The sequence below is a fragment of the Roseibium sp. RP-7 genome (assembly GCF_053005225.1).
Map to the genome: position 1 here is coordinate 967057 of NZ_JBRKQA010000002.1, position 17367 is coordinate 984423.

Here is a 17367-nt window from a genome sequence, read left to right on the forward strand (position 1 = left end):
CTGCCCGCAACTTCAAGACCGATTCCCAAAGTTCCGCATGGCCAAACTCTATTTCAACTACTCCTCGATGAACGCCGGCAAGTCGACTGTGCTGTTGCAGGCCGCCTATAACTACGAGGAGCGGGGGATGAACACGCTGCTCCTGATCGCCGCCTTCGACGACCGGGGCGGCAAGGGCCGGATCGCATCGCGTATCGGGTTGGGAGCGGATGCCGATGTCTTCAACTCGGCTGACAACGTCTTTGATCACATACTGCGCGCCGACGAAGCGAAGAAGGTCGACGCGGTCTTCGTCGACGAAGCCCAGTTTCTGACGGAAGACCAGGTCTGGCAGCTCGCCCGGGTGGCCGACACGCTGCGCATTCCTGTGATGTGCTTCGGCCTCAGAACGGATTTCCAGGGAAAGCTCTTCCCCGGCAGCGCCGCCTTGCTGGCGCTTGCGGATAATCTGAAGGAAATCAAGACCATCTGCTGGTGCGGACGCAAGGCAACCATGGTTGCCCGGTTGGATGCGGACGGCAAGATCGTCGAGGAAGGCGACCAGGTCGTAATTGGTGGCAATGACAAGTATGTCTCGCTCTGCCGCCGTCACTGGAGCGAGCGGAAGCTGGGCTGATCGCCGCTTTCCATTCGGAACCTTGCAGAACCGCAGCTCGGACTGGTCGCAGTTTCCTCACTTTGTGATGGACAAAGCCCCCCAGAGCAGGATTATCGGTTTTTCTGACAAGACGCCCTGCCGCAGCCCAATTCGATTAAGGTGCTACCGCGCGCACTCTGGTCAGCGATACGAAGACTTTTGGGGTATGCATATGATCAAGGAATTTCGCGACTTTATCGCCAAGGGCAACGTCATGGACCTTGCCGTCGGCATCATCATCGGCGCAGCATTCACCGCCATCGTCACCAGCCTGGTCAATGACCTGATCAACCCGATTATCGGGCTCATCATCGGCGGCATCGATTTCACCTCCATGTATGTCGTTCTGTCCGGGGAGGTTCCTGCCGGCACCGGTCTTGCCGCTGCTCGTGAGAGCGGGGCCGCCGTTTTCGCCTATGGCGCCTTTCTGACGTCCTGCATCAACTTCATGATCATCGCGTTTGTCGTCTTCATGCTTGTGAAGTCGGTCAACCGGATCAAGTCCATGGCTGAAAAACCGGACGACGTCGAGCCTGAGGTCAAGACCGGCCCGTCGGAAATCGACGTCCTGATCGAAATCCGCGACGAGCTTAAGTCAGCCAAGGCCTCTGCCTGATTTCACCCTCGCGGGACACTTTACCGCGATTACTCTTCCTCGCCCCGGTACTGCCGGGGCGAACGGCCCAAAGCCTTGCGAAACAGTGTCGAGAAATGCTGCAGATTGTTGTACCCGCAGCGCATCGCGATTTCACTGATCGACATCGCTGCAAATCTCGGGTCATGCAGTGCCGCTGCAACGACCTCCAGCCGTTTCTGCCGGATTTCGCCTGCGATCGAAGACCCTTCGCACTGGAAGATCGCGTTGAGACGCCGTACCGACAGTCCGGTGGCCGACGCCACCTGGTTCCGGTCCAGCTCCGGATCGTGAATGCGGCGCGCAATGCAGCTGCGTGCCCTGAGCAGGATCTGACGATCGAACGACGAAAGCGCCAGCTCGCTCTTGCGGCTGCCCGCCAGCCCGGTCGCCACAAGGTCCAGAAGCGTTTCCTGAAGCGTTGAGGCGAACGCCGGAGAGCCGCTGTTCAGGTGGGCTGAAAACGCCAGGATGCTCTCTCGCACAAGACGGCCGATGTCGCTTTGCCCGTCGATCCAGGTTCCGCCGAGCGTCTCGGCAAATGGCAGTCGGGAGAGCAGACTTGCCTTCGAAAACTGCAGGACCGTTTGCGAGAAGGGTTCCGTCAAATCCAGACAATAGGGCTGGGTGCTGTCATAGACCACCATGTCGCCGGGACGCAGCACCGATGTTTTTCCGAATTGGGTCAGACGCGAGGAGTTTGCGGTCTGCAGGCTGACGAGGAAATCGGCTTCCGACGCCGACCGGATGTCGCTGGGACGCCGCACCACCCTGTGGGCTGTCCCGGACACTCTGGAAACGGACAGGGCCGAATGGCGCTCGATATCCAGACTGCCGACGAAACCGGGGCCCTCGCCCGCTTCACAGCCCAGCTGGACATAAGAGTCACAAACCGCTTCCCGCCAATAGGCGAAGCGATCGCGCGGGGCGATGTCCACTGTGCTGTATGAGGCCTGGCCGCTCATATCCGTTTCCGTGTTCGACTGGTCGATTTTCGGCAGTCTGCCCAAAAACGCAAGTTTTTTGGCTCAGGGGCAAAAGTAATCTCTTCGTCACTCCGGCAGGCTGGGAGGCCTAGGAGGACATCACATGACCAAGCAATTCAAAGTCGCAGCCGTCCAGGCTGCCCCCTGTTTTCTCGATCTTGATGCCGGCATCGACAAGGCCGTCCGCCTGATCGAGGAAGCTGCATCAGCCGGAGCCAGACTGGTCGCCTTCAGCGAAACCTGGCTGCCCGGTTATCCAAACTACATCTGGCTCGGCCCCGTCGCCTGGCAGATGCAGTTTGCCGGACGCTATTTCGAAAATTCCATCGTCGCCGGTTCGGACCATGAAAAGCGCCTGGCCGACGCCTGCCGGAAAAACAACATCCAGCTTTCCATGGGCTGCTCGGAACGTGACGGCGGCTCGCTTTATATAGCCCAATGGCATTTCGACGAGACTGGCACGGTCGTGAACCGCCGGCGCAAGCTGAAACCCACCCACGTGGAACGCACGGTCTATGGCGAAGGCGACGGCTCTGATCTTGCCGTGGTCGAAACCTCCCTCGGCCGCATCGGCCAGTTGGCCTGCTGGGAACACCTGCAACCGCTGTCGAAATACGCCATGTATGCCCAGAACGAACAGATCCATTGTGCCGCCTGGCCCAATCTCCACCTCTACAAGGGCACGGCCTACGCCCTTGGCCACGAAGTCAACAACGCGGCGTCGATGATCTACGCGGTTGAAGGCGGTTGTTTCGTGCTTGCACCCTGCTCGCTGGTCACCAGGGACATCCAGGACGAGCTCTGCCAGGGCGATCCGGAAAAGGAAGCACTATGCCCGCTCGGCGGCGGCTATACCCGCATCTACGCCCCGGACGGACAGGAAATCGGCACTCAGATCGCTCAGGACGAAGAAGGCCTCGTCTTTGCGGACATCGACCTCGGCATGATCGCCTTCGCCAAGGCAGCTGCCGATCCGGCGGGTCATTATGCCAAGCGGGACGCCACCAGACTGCTGCTCAACCGGAAGAAACAGCGCCCCGTCGTCGCCTTCGACGATGCCCCCGGCTGGGAAGATGCAAGCGAGCTTGCCACAGCGCGGCAGAGCCCAATGGAAGAGGCTGCCGAGTAGACCAAACGAGCCGGTGCGCGGTACCTGCGCACCGGTCCGGGATTGCCCGGGTCTACCGTACGCTGTGCCAATCCGTTGGCGACGACCTCGCCGGCACACTTGGACAAACCCGCGGAACCGAAAATTGCGCCTTGTCCAGGCGTGGCCGACAAGGTCAATATCGGCGCATGAGAGACGAAGACAGCAGTCCCCGGTTCCGCATCCGCCTCGTGTTCGGCCCGGACGAAATGATGGGCCCCGGCAAGGCCGAGTTGCTGGAACGCATTCAGCGCACCGGATCGATAGCGGCCGCGGGCCGTGAGATGGGCATGAGCTACAAGCGGGCCTGGCAACTAGTGGAAACACTCAATGCCATGTTCCGCTCTCCCCTCGTGGAACGCAGCCGCGGCGGCGCAAAAGGCGGTGGGGCGCAGATTACCGAGACCGGCCTCGCCGTTCTCGAGGAGTATCGCGCGATTGAACTGAAGGCGCGTGCCGCCGGAGACCCGCACATCGAAAAACTGAAAACCCTGCTGAGCGATATTCCCGACGGAATATAACGCTTGCCTTTTGGCAGCTTCGCCTGCGATATTCCCGAAAAAACATATCGCAATTTTGAGGAACCAGCAGCATGTCCAATTCCAGTCTCTTCGCCTGCTTGCGCTCTCTGGCTGGTGCGGCCTTTCTTGCAGGCCTTGCGGCTCAACCAACCACTGCGGCAGCAGGGGAAGTCACCGTTTTTGCCGCAGCAAGCCTGGCGGACGCCCTGGAAGAGATCGAACAGCGTTTCGAAGCGGCGACCGGACATGATCTGGTGATATCACTTGCGGGCTCTTCGGCGCTGGCGCGGCAGATCCAGCAGGGAGCACCGGCGGACATCTTCATCTCGGCGAATCCGGACTGGATGGATGTTCTGGAAAAGGACGGGCTGCTGGAGGCCGGCACCCGGTTCGACCTGTTGAACAATTCCCTCGTCCTGATTGCACATGGCCGTGAAGCAAAGCCGCTCGATATTTCGGCGGATCTGAACCTCCCCGAAATCCTGGGCGACAACCGTCTTGCCATGGCTTTGGTCGACGCGGTTCCCGCAGGCATCTACGGCAAGGCAGCCCTGCAAAGCCTGGGGCTGTGGGACGATGCGGAACCACGTGTAGCGCAGTCGGACAATGTTCGTTCCGCGCTTGCGCTGGTGGCAACGGGTGAAGCGCCCTACGGCATTGTCTATGCCACGGACGCCGTGGCAGAGGACAATGTGACTGTCGTTGGAACCTTTCCGGCAGAAAGCCATCCGTCGATTGTGTATCCGGTGGCGGATCTGGCCAATCGGGACACACCCGCGGAAGAAGAGTTCCTAGCTTATCTCCAGGGCCCCGACGCGCGCGAAGCCTTCGAACGTCAGGGTTTCGTCGTGCTCGACCGCTAGGTCTTCAAGCCGGTCAACGCAGGAACCTCAAATCGCCGAACACGTGAGCAGGCCGGACGAAACGCCTCTGCGCCATCACCTTGCGCTGAAGAATGCAAATTCCCGCAAGCTTCTCCGGCCTCTCCCCTTGAAGCCCTTCCCCGCCCCTCGTAAAAGGGGGCAAATGAAACGGATTGAGGCCTCAGATGCTCGGCAAGATGTTCAAATCCCTTTTCGGCTCTTCCGGAGACGGCAACAAAGGCGCCTCGAAGGCAACGACGGTGGACTATGACGGTTACCTGATCGTCGCTCAGCCCCAGCTGTCGAACGGCCAATGGCAGGTCAGCGGCCGGATTGAAAAGCAGGTTGGCGAGACAACCAAGGTGCATACCTTCATTCGTGCAGACACGCTGCCGGACGAGGAAGCTGCGGCCAACGAGATGATCCGCAAGGCCAAATTGATGATTGACCAGGTCGGCGATAGCATATTCGATTGAGCAAGGACCGGATCTTCACCGGAAATGAATAGTCAGGGTGCTGCCGGGAACCCGTATCCCGGGCCGAAAGCGCCGGGTTCAGCCCGAAATCCGAAAGCCGACATGAAACGAAATATTGTCCTGAGCCTGCCCAATCTCCTCACCTATGGGCGCATTTTGGCGGTTCCTGCAGTTGCGGTCTGTTTTTATTTCGAAGGCAACACAGCCCGCTGGGTCGCGCTTGCGCTGTTCGTTCTGGCAGCGATCACCGATTTCTTCGATGGCTACCTGGCGCGTGCCTGGCAACAGCAGTCCGCGCTCGGGCGCATGCTCGACCCGATTGCCGACAAGCTGCTGGTGTCCGTCAGCCTGCTGATGCTGGCCGGTGACGGAACCATCTACGGCTGGACCATGATCGCGGCAATCATCATCCTGTGCCGGGAAATCCTGGTCTCGGGACTGCGCGAATTTCTGGCCGAACTGCAGGTCAGCGTTCCCGTTACCAAGCTTGCCAAGTGGAAGACCACCGTCCAGTTGATCGCTGTCGCCTTTCTGCTTGCTGGGCCGGCGGGCGACACCGTATTCGCCTATACGACGCAAACAGGCCTCGTGGCACTTTGGCTCGCCGCCCTGCTTACCCTATATACGGGGTACGATTATTTCCGGGCCGGCATCGGCCATCTGATAACGGAATAGGCGCCTTCAAACCGGCCCTGACCGCACACCACCTGGAGGTTTCATGAACATCCGCTATTTCGCTTGGGTCCGTGAACGGGTCGGCGTCGAAGAGGAAACCATCGAGGTTCCGGCATCGGTTGCGACAGTTGCTGATCTGATCTCGCATCTGAAGACACTCGACGACAATCACGCCGCCGCGTTCGAGGAAGAAGACGCCATTCGCGTTGCACTTGACCAGATGCATGTGGAAACCGACGCTGCTCTTGGCGATGCCCGGGAAGTTGCTTTCTTTCCGCCCATGACAGGCGGCTGAACGATGGCCACAACCCCGCTTGTCCGCGTCCAGGCAGAAGACTTCGACCTGCAGGCTGAAAGCCTTCGTCTTACAGAAGGACGCAAGGACGTCGGTGCGCTGGTTACCTTCACAGGTCTGTGCCGGGATGAAGCCGGAACCCTGGCGGCACTGGAACTGGAACACTATCCCGGCATGGCCGAAGCCCAATTGACCCGGATTGCCGGCGAAGCGGCAGAGCGCTGGCCGCTGACGGGCCTTACCGTGATCCACCGCTTCGGCAAGATCGCACCAGGGCATAACATCGTTCTGGTGATCGCTGCCTCTTCCCACCGCCGGGCCGCGTTCGAGGCTGCCGACTTCCTGATGGACTACCTGAAAACCCGCGCCCCCTTCTGGAAGAAGGAACACCCTGCGGAAGGCGGCAGCGGAGCCTGGGTGGAAGCGAAAACCGAAGACGACACGGACGCCGCACGCTGGACCTGAGCTGCACAAGCGAATAGTCTGCTATTGATTCAAGGCCGCTCTGCCGCTTCTTTCCCATTCTCAAGCTTTGCGGCTGCCCCGGCAGCCCACCCATTTGAATTGGTCCGACCCCGTGAAACACGACAGTGAACCCTCCGGCACAGCCGCCGCAACGCCGGCGGCAGAAAAGGGTGCTTCAGGCTCTTCTTCAGAAGTTCTGCGCGAGCCAGGCATTCCCTTTGCCGAGTTTGTCGCCATCATCGCCATGATCATGGCGCTGAATGCCATGGCCATCGACGTCATGCTGCCGGCCCTACCCGCGATTGGCGATGCACTCAACATCGTTGAGGAGAACAACCGCCAGCTTGTGCTCCTGTCCTATCTGGTGGGTTTTGGCGGCGCGCAGCTCTTCTTCGGCCCGGTAACAGATGCACTGGGGCGGCGCGGCATCCTGGTCGGCGGCCTTGCGCTTTACAGCCTTGCCAGTATCGGCGCCATCTTCGCGATGGATCTCGACACGCTTTTGATCGCGCGCGTCCTTCAGGGCATCGGCTGTGCGGCTGCCCGCGTCACGGCGCTTTCCGTCGTGCGCGATTGCTACACCGGCAGGCGCATGGGCAAGGTCATGTCACTGGTGATGATGGTCTTCATGGCCGTTCCCGTGGTCGCGCCGTCCATCGGCCAGGCAGTTCTCCTGATTGCCGGCTGGCACTGGATCTTCGCGCTTCTGCTCATTTACGGCGTCGCGATGATGATCTGGTCCGCCCTCAGGATGCCGGAAACCCTGGCGGTCGAAAACCGCCGCCCGATGGAAGTCTCCACCATCGTCAGCGCCTATATGACGGCTCTGACCACCCGCGTGAGCCTTGGATACACGGTCGGCACCGCATTCATTTTTGGCGGCCTGTTCTCGTTCCTGGCCATGTCGCAGCAGATCTTTGTCGACATTTTCGGCCTTGGGACGCTGTTCCCGATCGTCTTCGCTGCCATTGCCATCACCATGGCCGGTGCGTCCTTCACCAACGCGCAGCTGGTGGAAGCCATCGGCATGCGGCGGCTCTCCCATGGGGCTGCGGTCGTCTACACCGCGCTCGGATTTATCGTGTGGCTTCTGGCGTTTCTAGGTTTGGAGAACTTCTGGGCGTTCATGATACTGGCAACGCTGATCATGACCAGCTTTGGCTTCCTGGGCGCGAATTTCAATGCCATGGCCATGGAACCGCTCGGCGCCATCGCCGGAACCGCTTCCTCCGTCATCGGCACCATTTCGACGCTTGGCGGCGCGATCCTGGGGTACATCATGGGGCAGCTTTTCGATGGCACGACCCAGCCCCTTGGCCTCGCCTACACAGTCTATGGACTTTGCGCCATCGGCTGCATTCTCTACGCCGAGCGTGGCCGCATGTTCCACGCCATGCACGACAAGCAGTCCCAGGACTGAGAATGAGATGTTGATGTCGGCGCCTCACGCGCCGACATCAATCGCGATTTTTCCGATGAAGGCTTTTTCCAGGAACTTTTCCTGCGCGGCACGCAGCTCGCGCAAGGGATAGGTTTCAGCAACCACCGGCCGGATCTCGCCCGCTTCGATGTAGCTCACAAGGTCCTGAAAGACGTTGTCCGGCTGATAGGTGCTTCCAAGAAGCGCCAGATCACGCAGGTAGAGCGTCCTAAGATCCAGTTCGACAATCGGCCCGGCTATCGCACCCGACGTGACGTAGCGCCCTCTGTTGCAAAGCGCATCGATCAGCTTGCCCCAGGAAGGGCCGCCAACGAGATCCAGCACAACGTCAAAGGACTGTTCGGGCGGAACGGCGTCCCGATCCAGTGTGTCGTCGGCTCCAAGAAGCCGCAAGTCGGCTGCTTTTTCCCGGCTGGTAACCGCCGTGACATGCGCCCCCCGGCGCTTGGCAAGCTGGATCGCCGCAGAGCCGACCCCGCCGGACGCCCCTGTGATCAGCACACGCTCAGCCTTGACGCCAGCACGTTGCATCATTCCTTCAGCCGTCGAAAAGGCGCAGGGAAACGAAGCCAGTTCGACTTCGCTCAGACGGGAGTTTGTCGCAAGCGCATCGTGAGATCTTGCCGTTGCGTATTGTGCAAATCCACCGTTGCTCTCTGACCCGAAGGTCCAGATTGCAGGTTCCGGGCCATCTGCTTCGACGGATTGAAGCGCCCGCACCAGAACCCGTTCGCCAATCCGGCTCACCGGGACGCCGTCGCCAACCGCAACGATTTCACCACAACAATCAGCGCCCTGAATATGCGGGAAGGTCAAAGGCTTGCCGGACCAACTGCCATCCGCTCCGGTGTCGGCCAAATATCCGTCAGCCGCGCCGGAGGCGGTGTCGCCACGCACGGCCTTGGAGTACCACCCTGTTCGGGTGTTCACATCGGTATTGTTGACCGACGACGCACCGACACGGATCAGAACCTCGTTCTTTCCGGGCACGGGAACCGGCAGGTCTGTCCTCCAGACCAGCTTCTCAAGTCCGCCGTGCCCCGTCAGCACGACACCGCTCATCTTTTCGGGGACCGCCATACGCTTTCCTTTGGTAGAATGATCCTTCTACTTGCCACGTGTAGAACGATCATTCTACATAGTCAAGCATGACCGACACCATGACCAGGATCGCTTCGGGACTTGAGCGGGCATTTGCCGAAAACGGCTTTGCCTCACCAAGCGTGGGAGATTTGAGAGATGCGGCGGGCGTAAGCCTTCGCACGCTGTACAAATACGTGCCGTCGCGGGAAGACATGGTCTACGCGGCCCTGAAGCATCGGCACCGGCGCTACCTGAAACTGGTGTTTGGCGACTTGCCGGCCAACCCGGAACAAGCTCTTGGAGAAATCCTCGACCGGGTCGCCAGCTGGATGGAAACCGAAACCACGAGGGGCTGCCTGTTCCATGCCGCTGTGGCATCTGCTCCCCATGACGAGAAGCTGTTTGATCTCCTGAAGGAACACAAGACACAGGTGGCCGGCCTCGCCGCCAGCGCAACGGGACTTGCGGGCTGTGAAATCGAACTCTCGCTTCTTCTGGAAGGTCTGACGCAGACCTGGCCGCTTCATGGCGACCGGTCGGTGGAACGCGCCAAGTTACTTGGCAAGCTCCTTTTGACTGCGCATTCCGACATAGCCGCAAAATAAAAGGCGGGCCAATGCCCGCCTTTCTGGTCCTTGCCGTGCGGCTGTTCTATCAGCCTGCTGCGGCCTGCAGGGCCGGGGATTGCGGACGCACAGCGGCATCATAGTCCTGCATCAGGGTCTTGATGATATCGCCGACCTGATAGGTATTTCCGGCAATCTCGGAAACCGGCGTCACTTCAGCGGCCGTTCCGGTAACGAAGCACTGTTCGAATTCCGGCAGCTCTTCCGGCATGATCACACGCTCGACAACCTCGATACCGCGGTCGCGTGCCAGTCCGATCACCGTCTGGCGGGTAATGCCGTTCAGGAAGCAGTCGGGCGTCGGCGTATGGATCTTGCCGTCCTTGACGAAGAACACGTTGGCGCCGGTCGCCTCGGCCACCTGACCGCGCCAGTCCAGCATCAGCGCATCGGTGTAGCCCTTGGCTTCCGCGGCATGCTTGGAGATGGTGCAGATCATGTAGAGACCGGCGGCCTTCGCCTTGAACGGTGCCGTTGCAGGCGCCGGACGGCGATATTCGGCCATATCCAGGCGAATGCCCTTCAGGCGCTCTTCCGGCTTGAAATAGCTCGGCCATTCCCAGGTGGCGATCGCCAGGTGAATGGTGTTGTGCTGAGCCGAAATACCCATCATCTCGCTGCCGCGCCAGGCGACGGGGCGGATATAGGCATCGGTCAGGTTCATGCGCGCCAGGGTTTCTTCCTTGGCGGCGTTGATCTGTTCAGCAGTGTACGGGATCTCGAAACCGAGCATGCGCGCCGATGCAAGCAGGCGCTCCGTATGCTCTTCGGACTTGAAGATCCGGCCGCCATAAGCACGCTCACCTTCGAACACGCTGCTGCCGTAGTGCAGTCCGTGGCTGAGAACATGCAGTTTGGCTTCCGACCAAGGCACGAAAGTGCCGTCGTACCAGATATCACCACTGAGCTGATCAAAAGGCGTTCCAGCCATTTTTCATCTCCCGCTCGCTCTATGAGCGTTGTTTTGTTTTCTCTTTAACAGAGGCAAATGACGCCAAAGACTTGCGCCTTTTTTACCGCTGTATTTTTTGCACAGCACGCCAACTATCGGTATCCTGATGGCCGCGGCGACGATGATAGGATTCGTTTATCATCTGATGCGTGAAAATGCATCAAAAAGACCGATCATTTCGTTCGCGACCGGATAGAAGTAACAATCGACCAGAATTAAGTCAATATGACTGACGTAAATTTCAAACCGGACCAACCGCCCCTCAGACGGGAAACGGACGAGGTTCGGCCCAGGCAGCCCGAAGGGGACGATACGGATGGTGCCAACGCGCTGTCCTACGACCTTATCGAGCTTCTTTTTTTCGCATATCGCGACTTCACCGGTGACCCGGATGACGTACTGGCCAAGTACGAGTTCGGCCGCGCACACCACCGTGTTCTGCATTTTGTGGATCGCAATCCGGGGATCATGGTCACTGACCTGCTCGGCATTCTCCGGATCACGAAGCAGAGCCTTGGCCGGGTGCTCAAGCAACTGGTGGACGCCGGCATCATCGAGCAGCGCGAAGGCCATCACGACAGGCGGCAGAGACTGCTCTATACCACCGAACGCGGACACGCCCTTGCTGTGGACCTTACCAGCCTGCAGCAAAAGCGCCTTGAACGCGCCCTAATTGGATTGCCAGATGGCAGCGACGAAATTATCCGCAGGTTTCTGCTCCGAATGATCGACCCCGAAGCGCGGCCTCAGATCCTGCAGCTAATACGCAGTCTCTACGATCTGAAGGATTGACCGGCAGAGGTCACAAAAGGACGACAAAGCCGACATGAATGCCCAGGTGCCTGACGACAACGCCAACCACATTCTCCTGGTCGACGACGACAAGCGCATCAGGGACCTTCTGTCCAGGTTGCTCAAGGAGAACGGCTATCGTGTGACCGCCGCCGCCCATGCGGCCGAAGCCCGCACGTGCCTGTCCGGGCTGGAGTTCGACCTGATCATCCTCGATGTCATGATGCCGGGTGAGACCGGTCTGGAACTTGCCGTTTCCCTGCGCCAGGACTCTTCCGTCCCGATCCTGATGCTCACCGCGCGCTCCGAGGCCCCGGACCGGATCGCCGGACTGGAAGCCGGTGTCGATGATTACCTTTCCAAGCCGTTCGAACCGCGGGAACTGATGCTGCGCATTGCCGCGATCCTGCGCCGTGGCAACCAGCAGCCGGTCATTGTCAGCGAAGAGATCCGCTTCGGCCCGTTTTCGTTCAATTCTGCCCGGGGTGAGCTCAAGAATGGCGAGGCCATGGTGCGCCTGACGGACAGGGAAAAGCAGATCCTGTCGATTTTCGCCGAGCAACCGGGCGCGACCGTTCCTCGCCACAAGATCGTCGGTGATGATAGCGGCCTGGGCGAACGGACGGTCGACGTCCAGATCAACCGGCTGCGCCGCAAGATCGAAACGGATCCGGGAAACCCGATCTACCTGCAGACGGTGCGCGGCATCGGATACAGGCTCGCGTGCGACTGAGCCGGAAACAAATGGCGAGACTCGACAGCTTCTTCCGGCGCGTTCCCCTGACGGTTCCCCTGAAACCGCTGATGGCGGTCTATCGTCAGGTCGCCAGGCTCATGTACCGGGTCATGCCGAAGGGCCTGTTCACCCGGACCTTCCTGATTATTGTCGCCCCCATCGTGATCCTGCAGTCGGTGCTCGTCTTCGTGTTCATGGAGCGGCACTACCAGTTGGTTTCGCGCAGAATGTCGGAAGCCGTGGTGCGCGAAATTGCGGCCGTGGTCTATGTTCTGGAGAACTATCCGCAGGATCCGGACTACGCCAACATCGAGGAACTCGCCTCGCGGGCGCTCGGCATGTCCATGACGGTGACACCGCTTGAGCCTTTGCCCCCTCCGACGCCCAAACCGTTTTTCGACGTCATCGACCAGGAACTGAGCCAGGCGATCGGGCAGCGCATTGGCAAGCCGTTCTGGATCGATACGGTCGGCAGGTCCCGCTTCGTCGAAATCCGCATCCAGTTGAAGGATTCCATCCTGCGCGTCTTCACAAGGCGCAGCCAGACCTACGCCTCAAATTCGCACATCTTCCTGGTCTGGATGTTCTCCACGTCGCTGGTTCTGGTGATCATCGCCCTGTTGTTCCTGCGCAATCAGATCCGCCCGATCGTGCGCCTTGCCAATGCGGCGGAGGCCTTCGGCAGGGGCCGGCCGGTGGAAAACTTTCGGGCCAGCGGCGCACGCGAAGTTCGCCAGGCAAGCCTTGCCTTCATCGACATGCGACGACGCATCGAACGGCAGATCGAGCAGCGTACCACCATGCTTGCAGGCGTCAGCCACGATCTGAGGACCATTCTGACGCGTCTCAGACTGCAGCTCGCGTTCCTCGGCGGCTCGCCGGAAAGCGAGGCGATGCGCAAGGATGTCGACGAGATGAGCCACATGCTCGAGGATTATCTGGCCTTTGCCAGCGGCGATGGCGACGAGGACATCCAGAAGACCGACCTGTCGCTGCTTCTGGAGGAACTCGAAGAAGAAGCGGAGATCTCGGGCCACGATGTAAGGACCCGGTTCGAAGGCTCCCCGGAAGTCGAGATCCGGCGCCTGTCGATGAAGCGCTGCCTCTCCAACCTGGTCACCAACGGCTGCAAATACGGCAACCGGGTGGAAGTACTCGGCCGGGTCGACAGAGGCTGGATCACCATCACCGTCGACGACGACGGCCCGGGCATTCCCGAAGACCAGCGCGAGATTGCCTTCAGGGCCTTCCACCGGCTGGATCTTGCCCGCAACATGGATGAAACCGGTAGCGGTCTCGGCCTTGCCATCGCCCGTGATATTGCCCGTGCCCATGGCGGCGACCTCTATCTCGAAGACAGTCCAATGGGCGGCTTGCGGGCACGGCTGCGTATCCCGGCATAGGAAAACTTTACTTTCCAGGCAGGAATTCGCTGCATACTGGCCGAGAGACTTGCCTTTTCAGCCACCAGTTTGTTTCATTTGAAAGTCTTTCAAGGTGATTGAACACAATCGCCACCCAATTTCCGGTTGACTGGGCAAACATCAATTTTCTACCAAATGGCTTGCTGGTTCTTGCCCCCGTTTTCCACCAGCCGAGCGCATTCCGATGAGACGGGGACTTGAGGAATGCATCATGCCTGAAATTCTGCTGAAAAATGCCGATACCGTCCTCACGATGGATGATGACCGTCGGGAACTGTCGGCCGTCGACATTCGTCTGCGTGATGGCGTGATTGCGGAAATCGGTAAAGATCTGGAGACCACCGGCGAAACGCTGTCCGCTCGTGGCTGCGTCGTGACACCCGGCCTTGTGAACACGCACCATCATCTCTACCAGAGCTTGACCAGAGCCGTTCCCGGTGGCCAGGACGCCCTGCTTTTCGGCTGGCTGCAGACCCTTTACCCGATCTGGTCCCGCTTCGGCCCGGAGGAAATGTTCGTTTCCGCGCAGACCGGACTTGCCGAACTGGCACTTTCCGGATGCACGCTCAGCTCCGATCACCTCTACCTCTATCCCAACGGGTCGCGGCTTGATGACACCATCGCCGCCGCAAGAGAGATCGGCCTTCGCTTTCACCCGACCCGTGGCGCCATGAGTATTGGCGAAAGCGACGGCGGCCTTCCGCCCGACAGCCTTGTTGAACGGGAAGCCGGCATTCTGGAAGATTCCATTCGCGTCGTAGACGCCTTTCACGACCCGTCAGAAGGCGCGATGGTTCGTGTCGGCCTTGCCCCTTGCTCACCCTTCTCGGTCAGCCGGGACCTGATGCGCGATGCGGCTCTGTTAGCTCGCGACAAGAAGGTTATGCTTCATACCCATCTTGCGGAAAACGATGAGGACATTTCCTACTCGCAGGAAAAATTCGGCTGCCGACCGGGTCAATACGCCGAGGATCTCGGCTGGACCGGGCCGGATGTCTGGCACGCCCATTGCGTCAAACTGGATGATCGGGAAATCCGATTGTTCGCCGGCAGCGGCACCGGCGTTGCCCATTGCCCCTGCTCCAACTGCCGGCTTGGCAGCGGCATTGCCCCTGTTCGCGCAATGCGCGACGCCCGGGTGAAGGTTGGCCTTGGTGTTGACGGTTCGGCCAGCAACGATGCCGGCAACCTGGTCCTGGAAGCGCGCCAGTCGATGCTGCTGCAACGGGTGGCCAACGGTGCGGATGCCATGTCTGCCCGCGAAGCCCTGGAAATCGCGACGCGTGGCGGAGCCGATGTGCTCAACCGGCCGGATTGCGGCCGGCTCGCCCTCGGCAAACGTGCCGATATCGCACTGTGGGATGTTTCCGGCATAGAAAGCGCGGGCAGCTGGGATCCGGCGGCCCTGCTGCTCGCCGGTCCGACACGCGTCAAACACCTGTTCGTGGAGGGCCGTCAGGTCGTCAACGACGGTCAGATCACCACGATCGACCTGCCGAGGGTGATCGAACGCCAGAACCGGCTTGCGCGAAATCTGCAACCCTGAAACGGGCTTGTCCCTGGAGACGGGGCCAGGTGCGCAGGATCAGTAAAGCCGACCGCCGATCGGAACGTCCTTGGTCGGCGACAAAAGCACCACTTCGCCATCAGCATCCGGAACGCCGAGCGTCAGCACTTCGGACATGACGGGGCCAATCTGGCGCGGCGGGAAGTTGACCACCGCCATCACCAGCTTTCCGACCAGGGTTTCCGGCGTGTAGTGTTTGGTGATCTGTGCAGAGGTTTTCTTGATGCCGATTTCCGGACCGAAATCGATCTGCATCTTGTAGGCAGGCTTGCGTGCTTCGGGAAATTCCTCGGCCTTGATAACGCGGCCGACACGCACATCCACTTTCAGGAAATCGTCAAAACTGATCTGATCGCTCACGAAAACATTCCTTTTGTTCCGCGAGCGACCATGGACGGTCAGATGACTGTTCGCAAGGCCCGGGCAACGCTCAGGCGCCTGCCGGGGCCTCTCCGCCGAGGTCTGTGTCTTCCCGGCCACTTTCCGCCCTGTCACCGCGGCGGCCAGAGCGTTCAGATGCCTTGCGGAAGAACGACCGGATGCCTTTTGCGACGCCGTCCAGCTTGTTCAGCCGCTTCATGAAGGACGTGCCCTTGTCCAGTTCCTTGTCGAGGCGCGCCATGGTGCGCGGCATGCCTTCGTCTTCCTCGTCCAGCCAAACGCCGATGACACGGGCAAAGGCAACGGAGAGACCCTGGGCAACGACGGTTGCCTTGACCCCGGAAACATCGATCCCGGCAGCGATCAGCATCCATTTCTGCGAGCGCACTTCAAGGGCGTTGAAGTCAAGCGCAAGGGCGGGATCCTTTCGCGCCGCCTTGTGGAGCGCACGCACGGCTTCCTTGTGTTCGGCCATGGCGTCTATGCGGCTCATCAGGATGTCGAACAGGCGATCGCGCGGGGGTTGGTCGCCCATATCCTCGTCGCGTTCGTCCAGAACAGCGGTGTCGATCTGTTCCAGGAAGGCGGCAACCAGCTTCAGCTTGGAGGCATAGGCGCTGCGCATTTCGGAAAGCTTGACCTTGGCCGTCTCGGCGATCAACGGCAGCGAGACGTCTTCATAAGGATGTTCCGACAACAGATCGAGAAAGGTCTTCAGGATCTTCTGCTTGGTCTTCGCGGTCGCCATTGCTGGCCCTCCTGTGTGTTTTCTGCCCTCAACATAGGATCGCAGATGCTTTCAGAAAAGGGTGGCCCGCTGCCGCAGGCTGTCGGAGTGCCCCTCCAGGAACGCGGGTCTCAGGCAAATGCAGGCACCGAACAGGAACCAAACCGACTGGCACGGCGTTTCCTGAACTGACGGGCCTGAGACCGGGTACGGAGTGTCCGAAAGGACTCCCGGACACCTTTCTCATGACCTGTTCCGCCCGAGCGATCGGTTCCCCCACGCGAAGCCCCGTTGAAACGGAGCATCGCGCCGATCGTCTCCGGGTGGCTTTGACAGACCTTTGCCGAGCCCCGCCCCGGGCCAAGCGCATCTTGTGAAAGGACGCCCCATGAAAACGCTTGCCGATGCTTTCGAGCATACGCTTCAGGACATCTACTACGCCGAGAAAACCATGACCAAGACCATGCCGAAACTGCAGGAAGCTGCAAACGGCAAGAAACTGAAGGATGCGATCGGTGAGCATCTGGAAGAAACGAAATCCCAGGTCAAGGTTCTGGAACAGGTCTTCAAGTCGCTCGGAAAGAAGCCGGAAGGCGAGAAGTGCGATGCCATTGAAGGCCTTATCAAGGAAACCGACGGCATCATCAGCGAGGCGAGCGGCGCGGCCAAGAACGCAGCATTGCTGGCCGCCTGCCAGGCGGTCGAGCATTATGAGATCGCCCGCTACGGAACACTGCGCGAATGGGCCAAGGTCCTCGGCCACGATGAGGCCCACGACCTGCTGACCGGCATTCTCGACCAGGAAAAGGCGGCAAACAGCAAGCTGACCAATCTTGCCGTTTCGACCATCAACGCGCAGTAACCACGCCATGCTGCTCGAAGGCCCTTCGGCTTTCGGGTCAGAGAACCAAAAGGCCGCCGGAGTTCCGGCGGCCTTTT

Annotated in this window: 21 protein-coding genes; 16 read left to right on the plus strand and 5 right to left on the minus strand. The window is 60.0% G+C overall.

All coding sequences use genetic code 11. The annotated features are described in order from the left end of the window. Positions 1 to 37: 37 nt before the first annotated feature. The gene (locus tag ACVDG9_RS19135; protein WP_022998058.1) at positions 38 to 616 is read left to right on the plus strand and encodes a thymidine kinase; all 579 of its coding nucleotides are present in this window, start codon (positions 38 to 40) and stop codon (positions 614 to 616) included. 193 nt (positions 617 to 809) lie between these two features. Continuing rightward, on the plus strand, positions 810 to 1253 hold the full coding sequence (mscL, locus tag ACVDG9_RS19140) for a large conductance mechanosensitive channel protein MscL (protein ID WP_031268245.1): 444 nt from the start codon (positions 810 to 812) through the stop codon (positions 1251 to 1253). Between the two features lie 29 nt (positions 1254 to 1282). Here mscL and ACVDG9_RS19145 read toward each other — a convergent pair whose 3' ends face one another. After that, positions 1283 to 2236 carry an AraC-like ligand-binding domain-containing protein gene (locus tag ACVDG9_RS19145; protein WP_447238729.1) on the minus strand — a complete coding sequence of 318 codons (954 nt, stop codon included), beginning with the start codon at positions 2234 to 2236 and terminating at the stop codon, positions 1283 to 1285. A gap of 124 nt (positions 2237 to 2360) precedes the next feature. Here ACVDG9_RS19145 and ACVDG9_RS19150 point away from each other — a divergent pair, with 124 nt between their 5' ends. From ACVDG9_RS19150 to ACVDG9_RS19185, 8 genes are all read left to right on the plus strand, one after another. After that, positions 2361 to 3386: a carbon-nitrogen hydrolase family protein gene (locus tag ACVDG9_RS19150; RefSeq protein ID WP_447238730.1), complete on the plus strand. Its 1026-nt coding sequence runs from the start codon at positions 2361 to 2363 to the stop codon at positions 3384 to 3386. Between the two features lie 167 nt (positions 3387 to 3553). After that, complete coding sequence (locus ACVDG9_RS19155) at positions 3554 to 3925, plus strand: winged helix-turn-helix domain-containing protein (RefSeq protein ID WP_022998062.1); 372 nt, start codon at positions 3554 to 3556, stop codon at positions 3923 to 3925. 71 nt (positions 3926 to 3996) lie between these two features. Continuing rightward, complete coding sequence (gene modA, locus ACVDG9_RS19160) at positions 3997 to 4788, plus strand: molybdate ABC transporter substrate-binding protein (RefSeq protein ID WP_447238731.1); 792 nt, start codon at positions 3997 to 3999, stop codon at positions 4786 to 4788. 185 nt (positions 4789 to 4973) lie between these two features. Then, on the plus strand, positions 4974 to 5264 hold the full coding sequence (locus ACVDG9_RS19165) for an HlyU family transcriptional regulator (protein WP_022998064.1): 291 nt from the start codon (positions 4974 to 4976) through the stop codon (positions 5262 to 5264). 102 nt (positions 5265 to 5366) lie between these two features. Then, on the plus strand, positions 5367 to 5939 hold the full coding sequence (gene pgsA / locus ACVDG9_RS19170; RefSeq protein ID WP_022998065.1) for a CDP-diacylglycerol--glycerol-3-phosphate 3-phosphatidyltransferase: 573 nt from the start codon (positions 5367 to 5369) through the stop codon (positions 5937 to 5939). Between the two features lie 43 nt (positions 5940 to 5982). Beyond that, entirely contained in the window at positions 5983 to 6234 is a 252-nt protein-coding gene (moaD, locus tag ACVDG9_RS19175; protein ID WP_022998066.1) for a molybdopterin converting factor subunit 1, read from the plus strand. Positions 6235 to 6237: 3 nt separating this feature from the next. Further along, on the plus strand, positions 6238 to 6699 hold the full coding sequence (locus ACVDG9_RS19180) for a molybdenum cofactor biosynthesis protein MoaE (protein ID WP_447238732.1): 462 nt from the start codon (positions 6238 to 6240) through the stop codon (positions 6697 to 6699). 196 nt (positions 6700 to 6895) lie between these two features. Then, positions 6896 to 8119: a multidrug effflux MFS transporter gene (locus ACVDG9_RS19185; RefSeq protein ID WP_228866656.1), complete on the plus strand. Its 1224-nt coding sequence runs from the start codon at positions 6896 to 6898 to the stop codon at positions 8117 to 8119. A 24-nt stretch (positions 8120 to 8143) separates the two neighbouring features. Here the strand turns inward: ACVDG9_RS19185 and ACVDG9_RS19190 are convergent, their stop codons facing one another. Next, the gene (locus ACVDG9_RS19190; protein WP_447238733.1) at positions 8144 to 9220 is read right to left on the minus strand and encodes an alcohol dehydrogenase family protein; all 1077 of its coding nucleotides are present in this window, start codon (positions 9218 to 9220) and stop codon (positions 8144 to 8146) included. An 80-nt stretch (positions 9221 to 9300) separates the two neighbouring features. On the opposite strand from ACVDG9_RS19190, the gene ACVDG9_RS19195 reads away from it, so the two are divergent. After that, complete coding sequence (locus ACVDG9_RS19195) at positions 9301 to 9828, plus strand: TetR/AcrR family transcriptional regulator (protein ID WP_447238734.1); 528 nt, start codon at positions 9301 to 9303, stop codon at positions 9826 to 9828. Positions 9829 to 9877: 49 nt separating this feature from the next. Here the strand turns inward: ACVDG9_RS19195 and ACVDG9_RS19200 are convergent, their stop codons facing one another. Next, positions 9878 to 10780 (minus strand): branched-chain amino acid aminotransferase, encoded by a 903-nt coding sequence (locus tag ACVDG9_RS19200; RefSeq protein WP_228871837.1) that lies wholly within the window; start codon positions 10778 to 10780, stop codon positions 9878 to 9880. A 246-nt stretch (positions 10781 to 11026) separates the two neighbouring features. Here ACVDG9_RS19200 and ACVDG9_RS19205 point away from each other — a divergent pair, with 246 nt between their 5' ends. The 4 genes from ACVDG9_RS19205 to ACVDG9_RS19220 all read left to right on the plus strand — a co-directional run bounded on the left by ACVDG9_RS19205 (position 11027) and on the right by ACVDG9_RS19220 (position 15299). After that, complete coding sequence (locus tag ACVDG9_RS19205) at positions 11027 to 11593, plus strand: MarR family winged helix-turn-helix transcriptional regulator (RefSeq protein ID WP_173017312.1); 567 nt, start codon at positions 11027 to 11029, stop codon at positions 11591 to 11593. Between the two features lie 34 nt (positions 11594 to 11627). Next, positions 11628 to 12326 (plus strand): response regulator, encoded by a 699-nt coding sequence (locus ACVDG9_RS19210; RefSeq protein ID WP_289808358.1) that lies wholly within the window; start codon positions 11628 to 11630, stop codon positions 12324 to 12326. Positions 12327 to 12337: 11 nt separating this feature from the next. Next, complete coding sequence (locus tag ACVDG9_RS19215) at positions 12338 to 13732, plus strand: ATP-binding protein (RefSeq protein ID WP_075282507.1); 1395 nt, start codon at positions 12338 to 12340, stop codon at positions 13730 to 13732. Positions 13733 to 13964: 232 nt separating this feature from the next. Beyond that, positions 13965 to 15299: an 8-oxoguanine deaminase gene (locus tag ACVDG9_RS19220; protein WP_447238735.1), complete on the plus strand. Its 1335-nt coding sequence runs from the start codon at positions 13965 to 13967 to the stop codon at positions 15297 to 15299. A 39-nt stretch (positions 15300 to 15338) separates the two neighbouring features. On the opposite strand, the gene ACVDG9_RS19225 is transcribed toward ACVDG9_RS19220, so the two are convergent. Beyond that, positions 15339 to 15680 carry a tRNA-binding protein gene (locus ACVDG9_RS19225; RefSeq protein WP_022998077.1) on the minus strand — a complete coding sequence of 114 codons (342 nt, stop codon included), beginning with the start codon at positions 15678 to 15680 and terminating at the stop codon, positions 15339 to 15341. A 70-nt stretch (positions 15681 to 15750) separates the two neighbouring features. After that, the gene (locus ACVDG9_RS19230; protein WP_055655868.1) at positions 15751 to 16449 is read right to left on the minus strand and encodes a TetR/AcrR family transcriptional regulator; all 699 of its coding nucleotides are present in this window, start codon (positions 16447 to 16449) and stop codon (positions 15751 to 15753) included. 367 nt (positions 16450 to 16816) lie between these two features. Between ACVDG9_RS19230 and ACVDG9_RS19235 the strand changes: the two genes are divergently transcribed. Then, entirely contained in the window at positions 16817 to 17290 is a 474-nt protein-coding gene (locus tag ACVDG9_RS19235) for a YciE/YciF ferroxidase family protein (protein WP_055655871.1), read from the plus strand. The last annotated feature ends 77 nt before the right edge of the window (positions 17291 to 17367 follow it).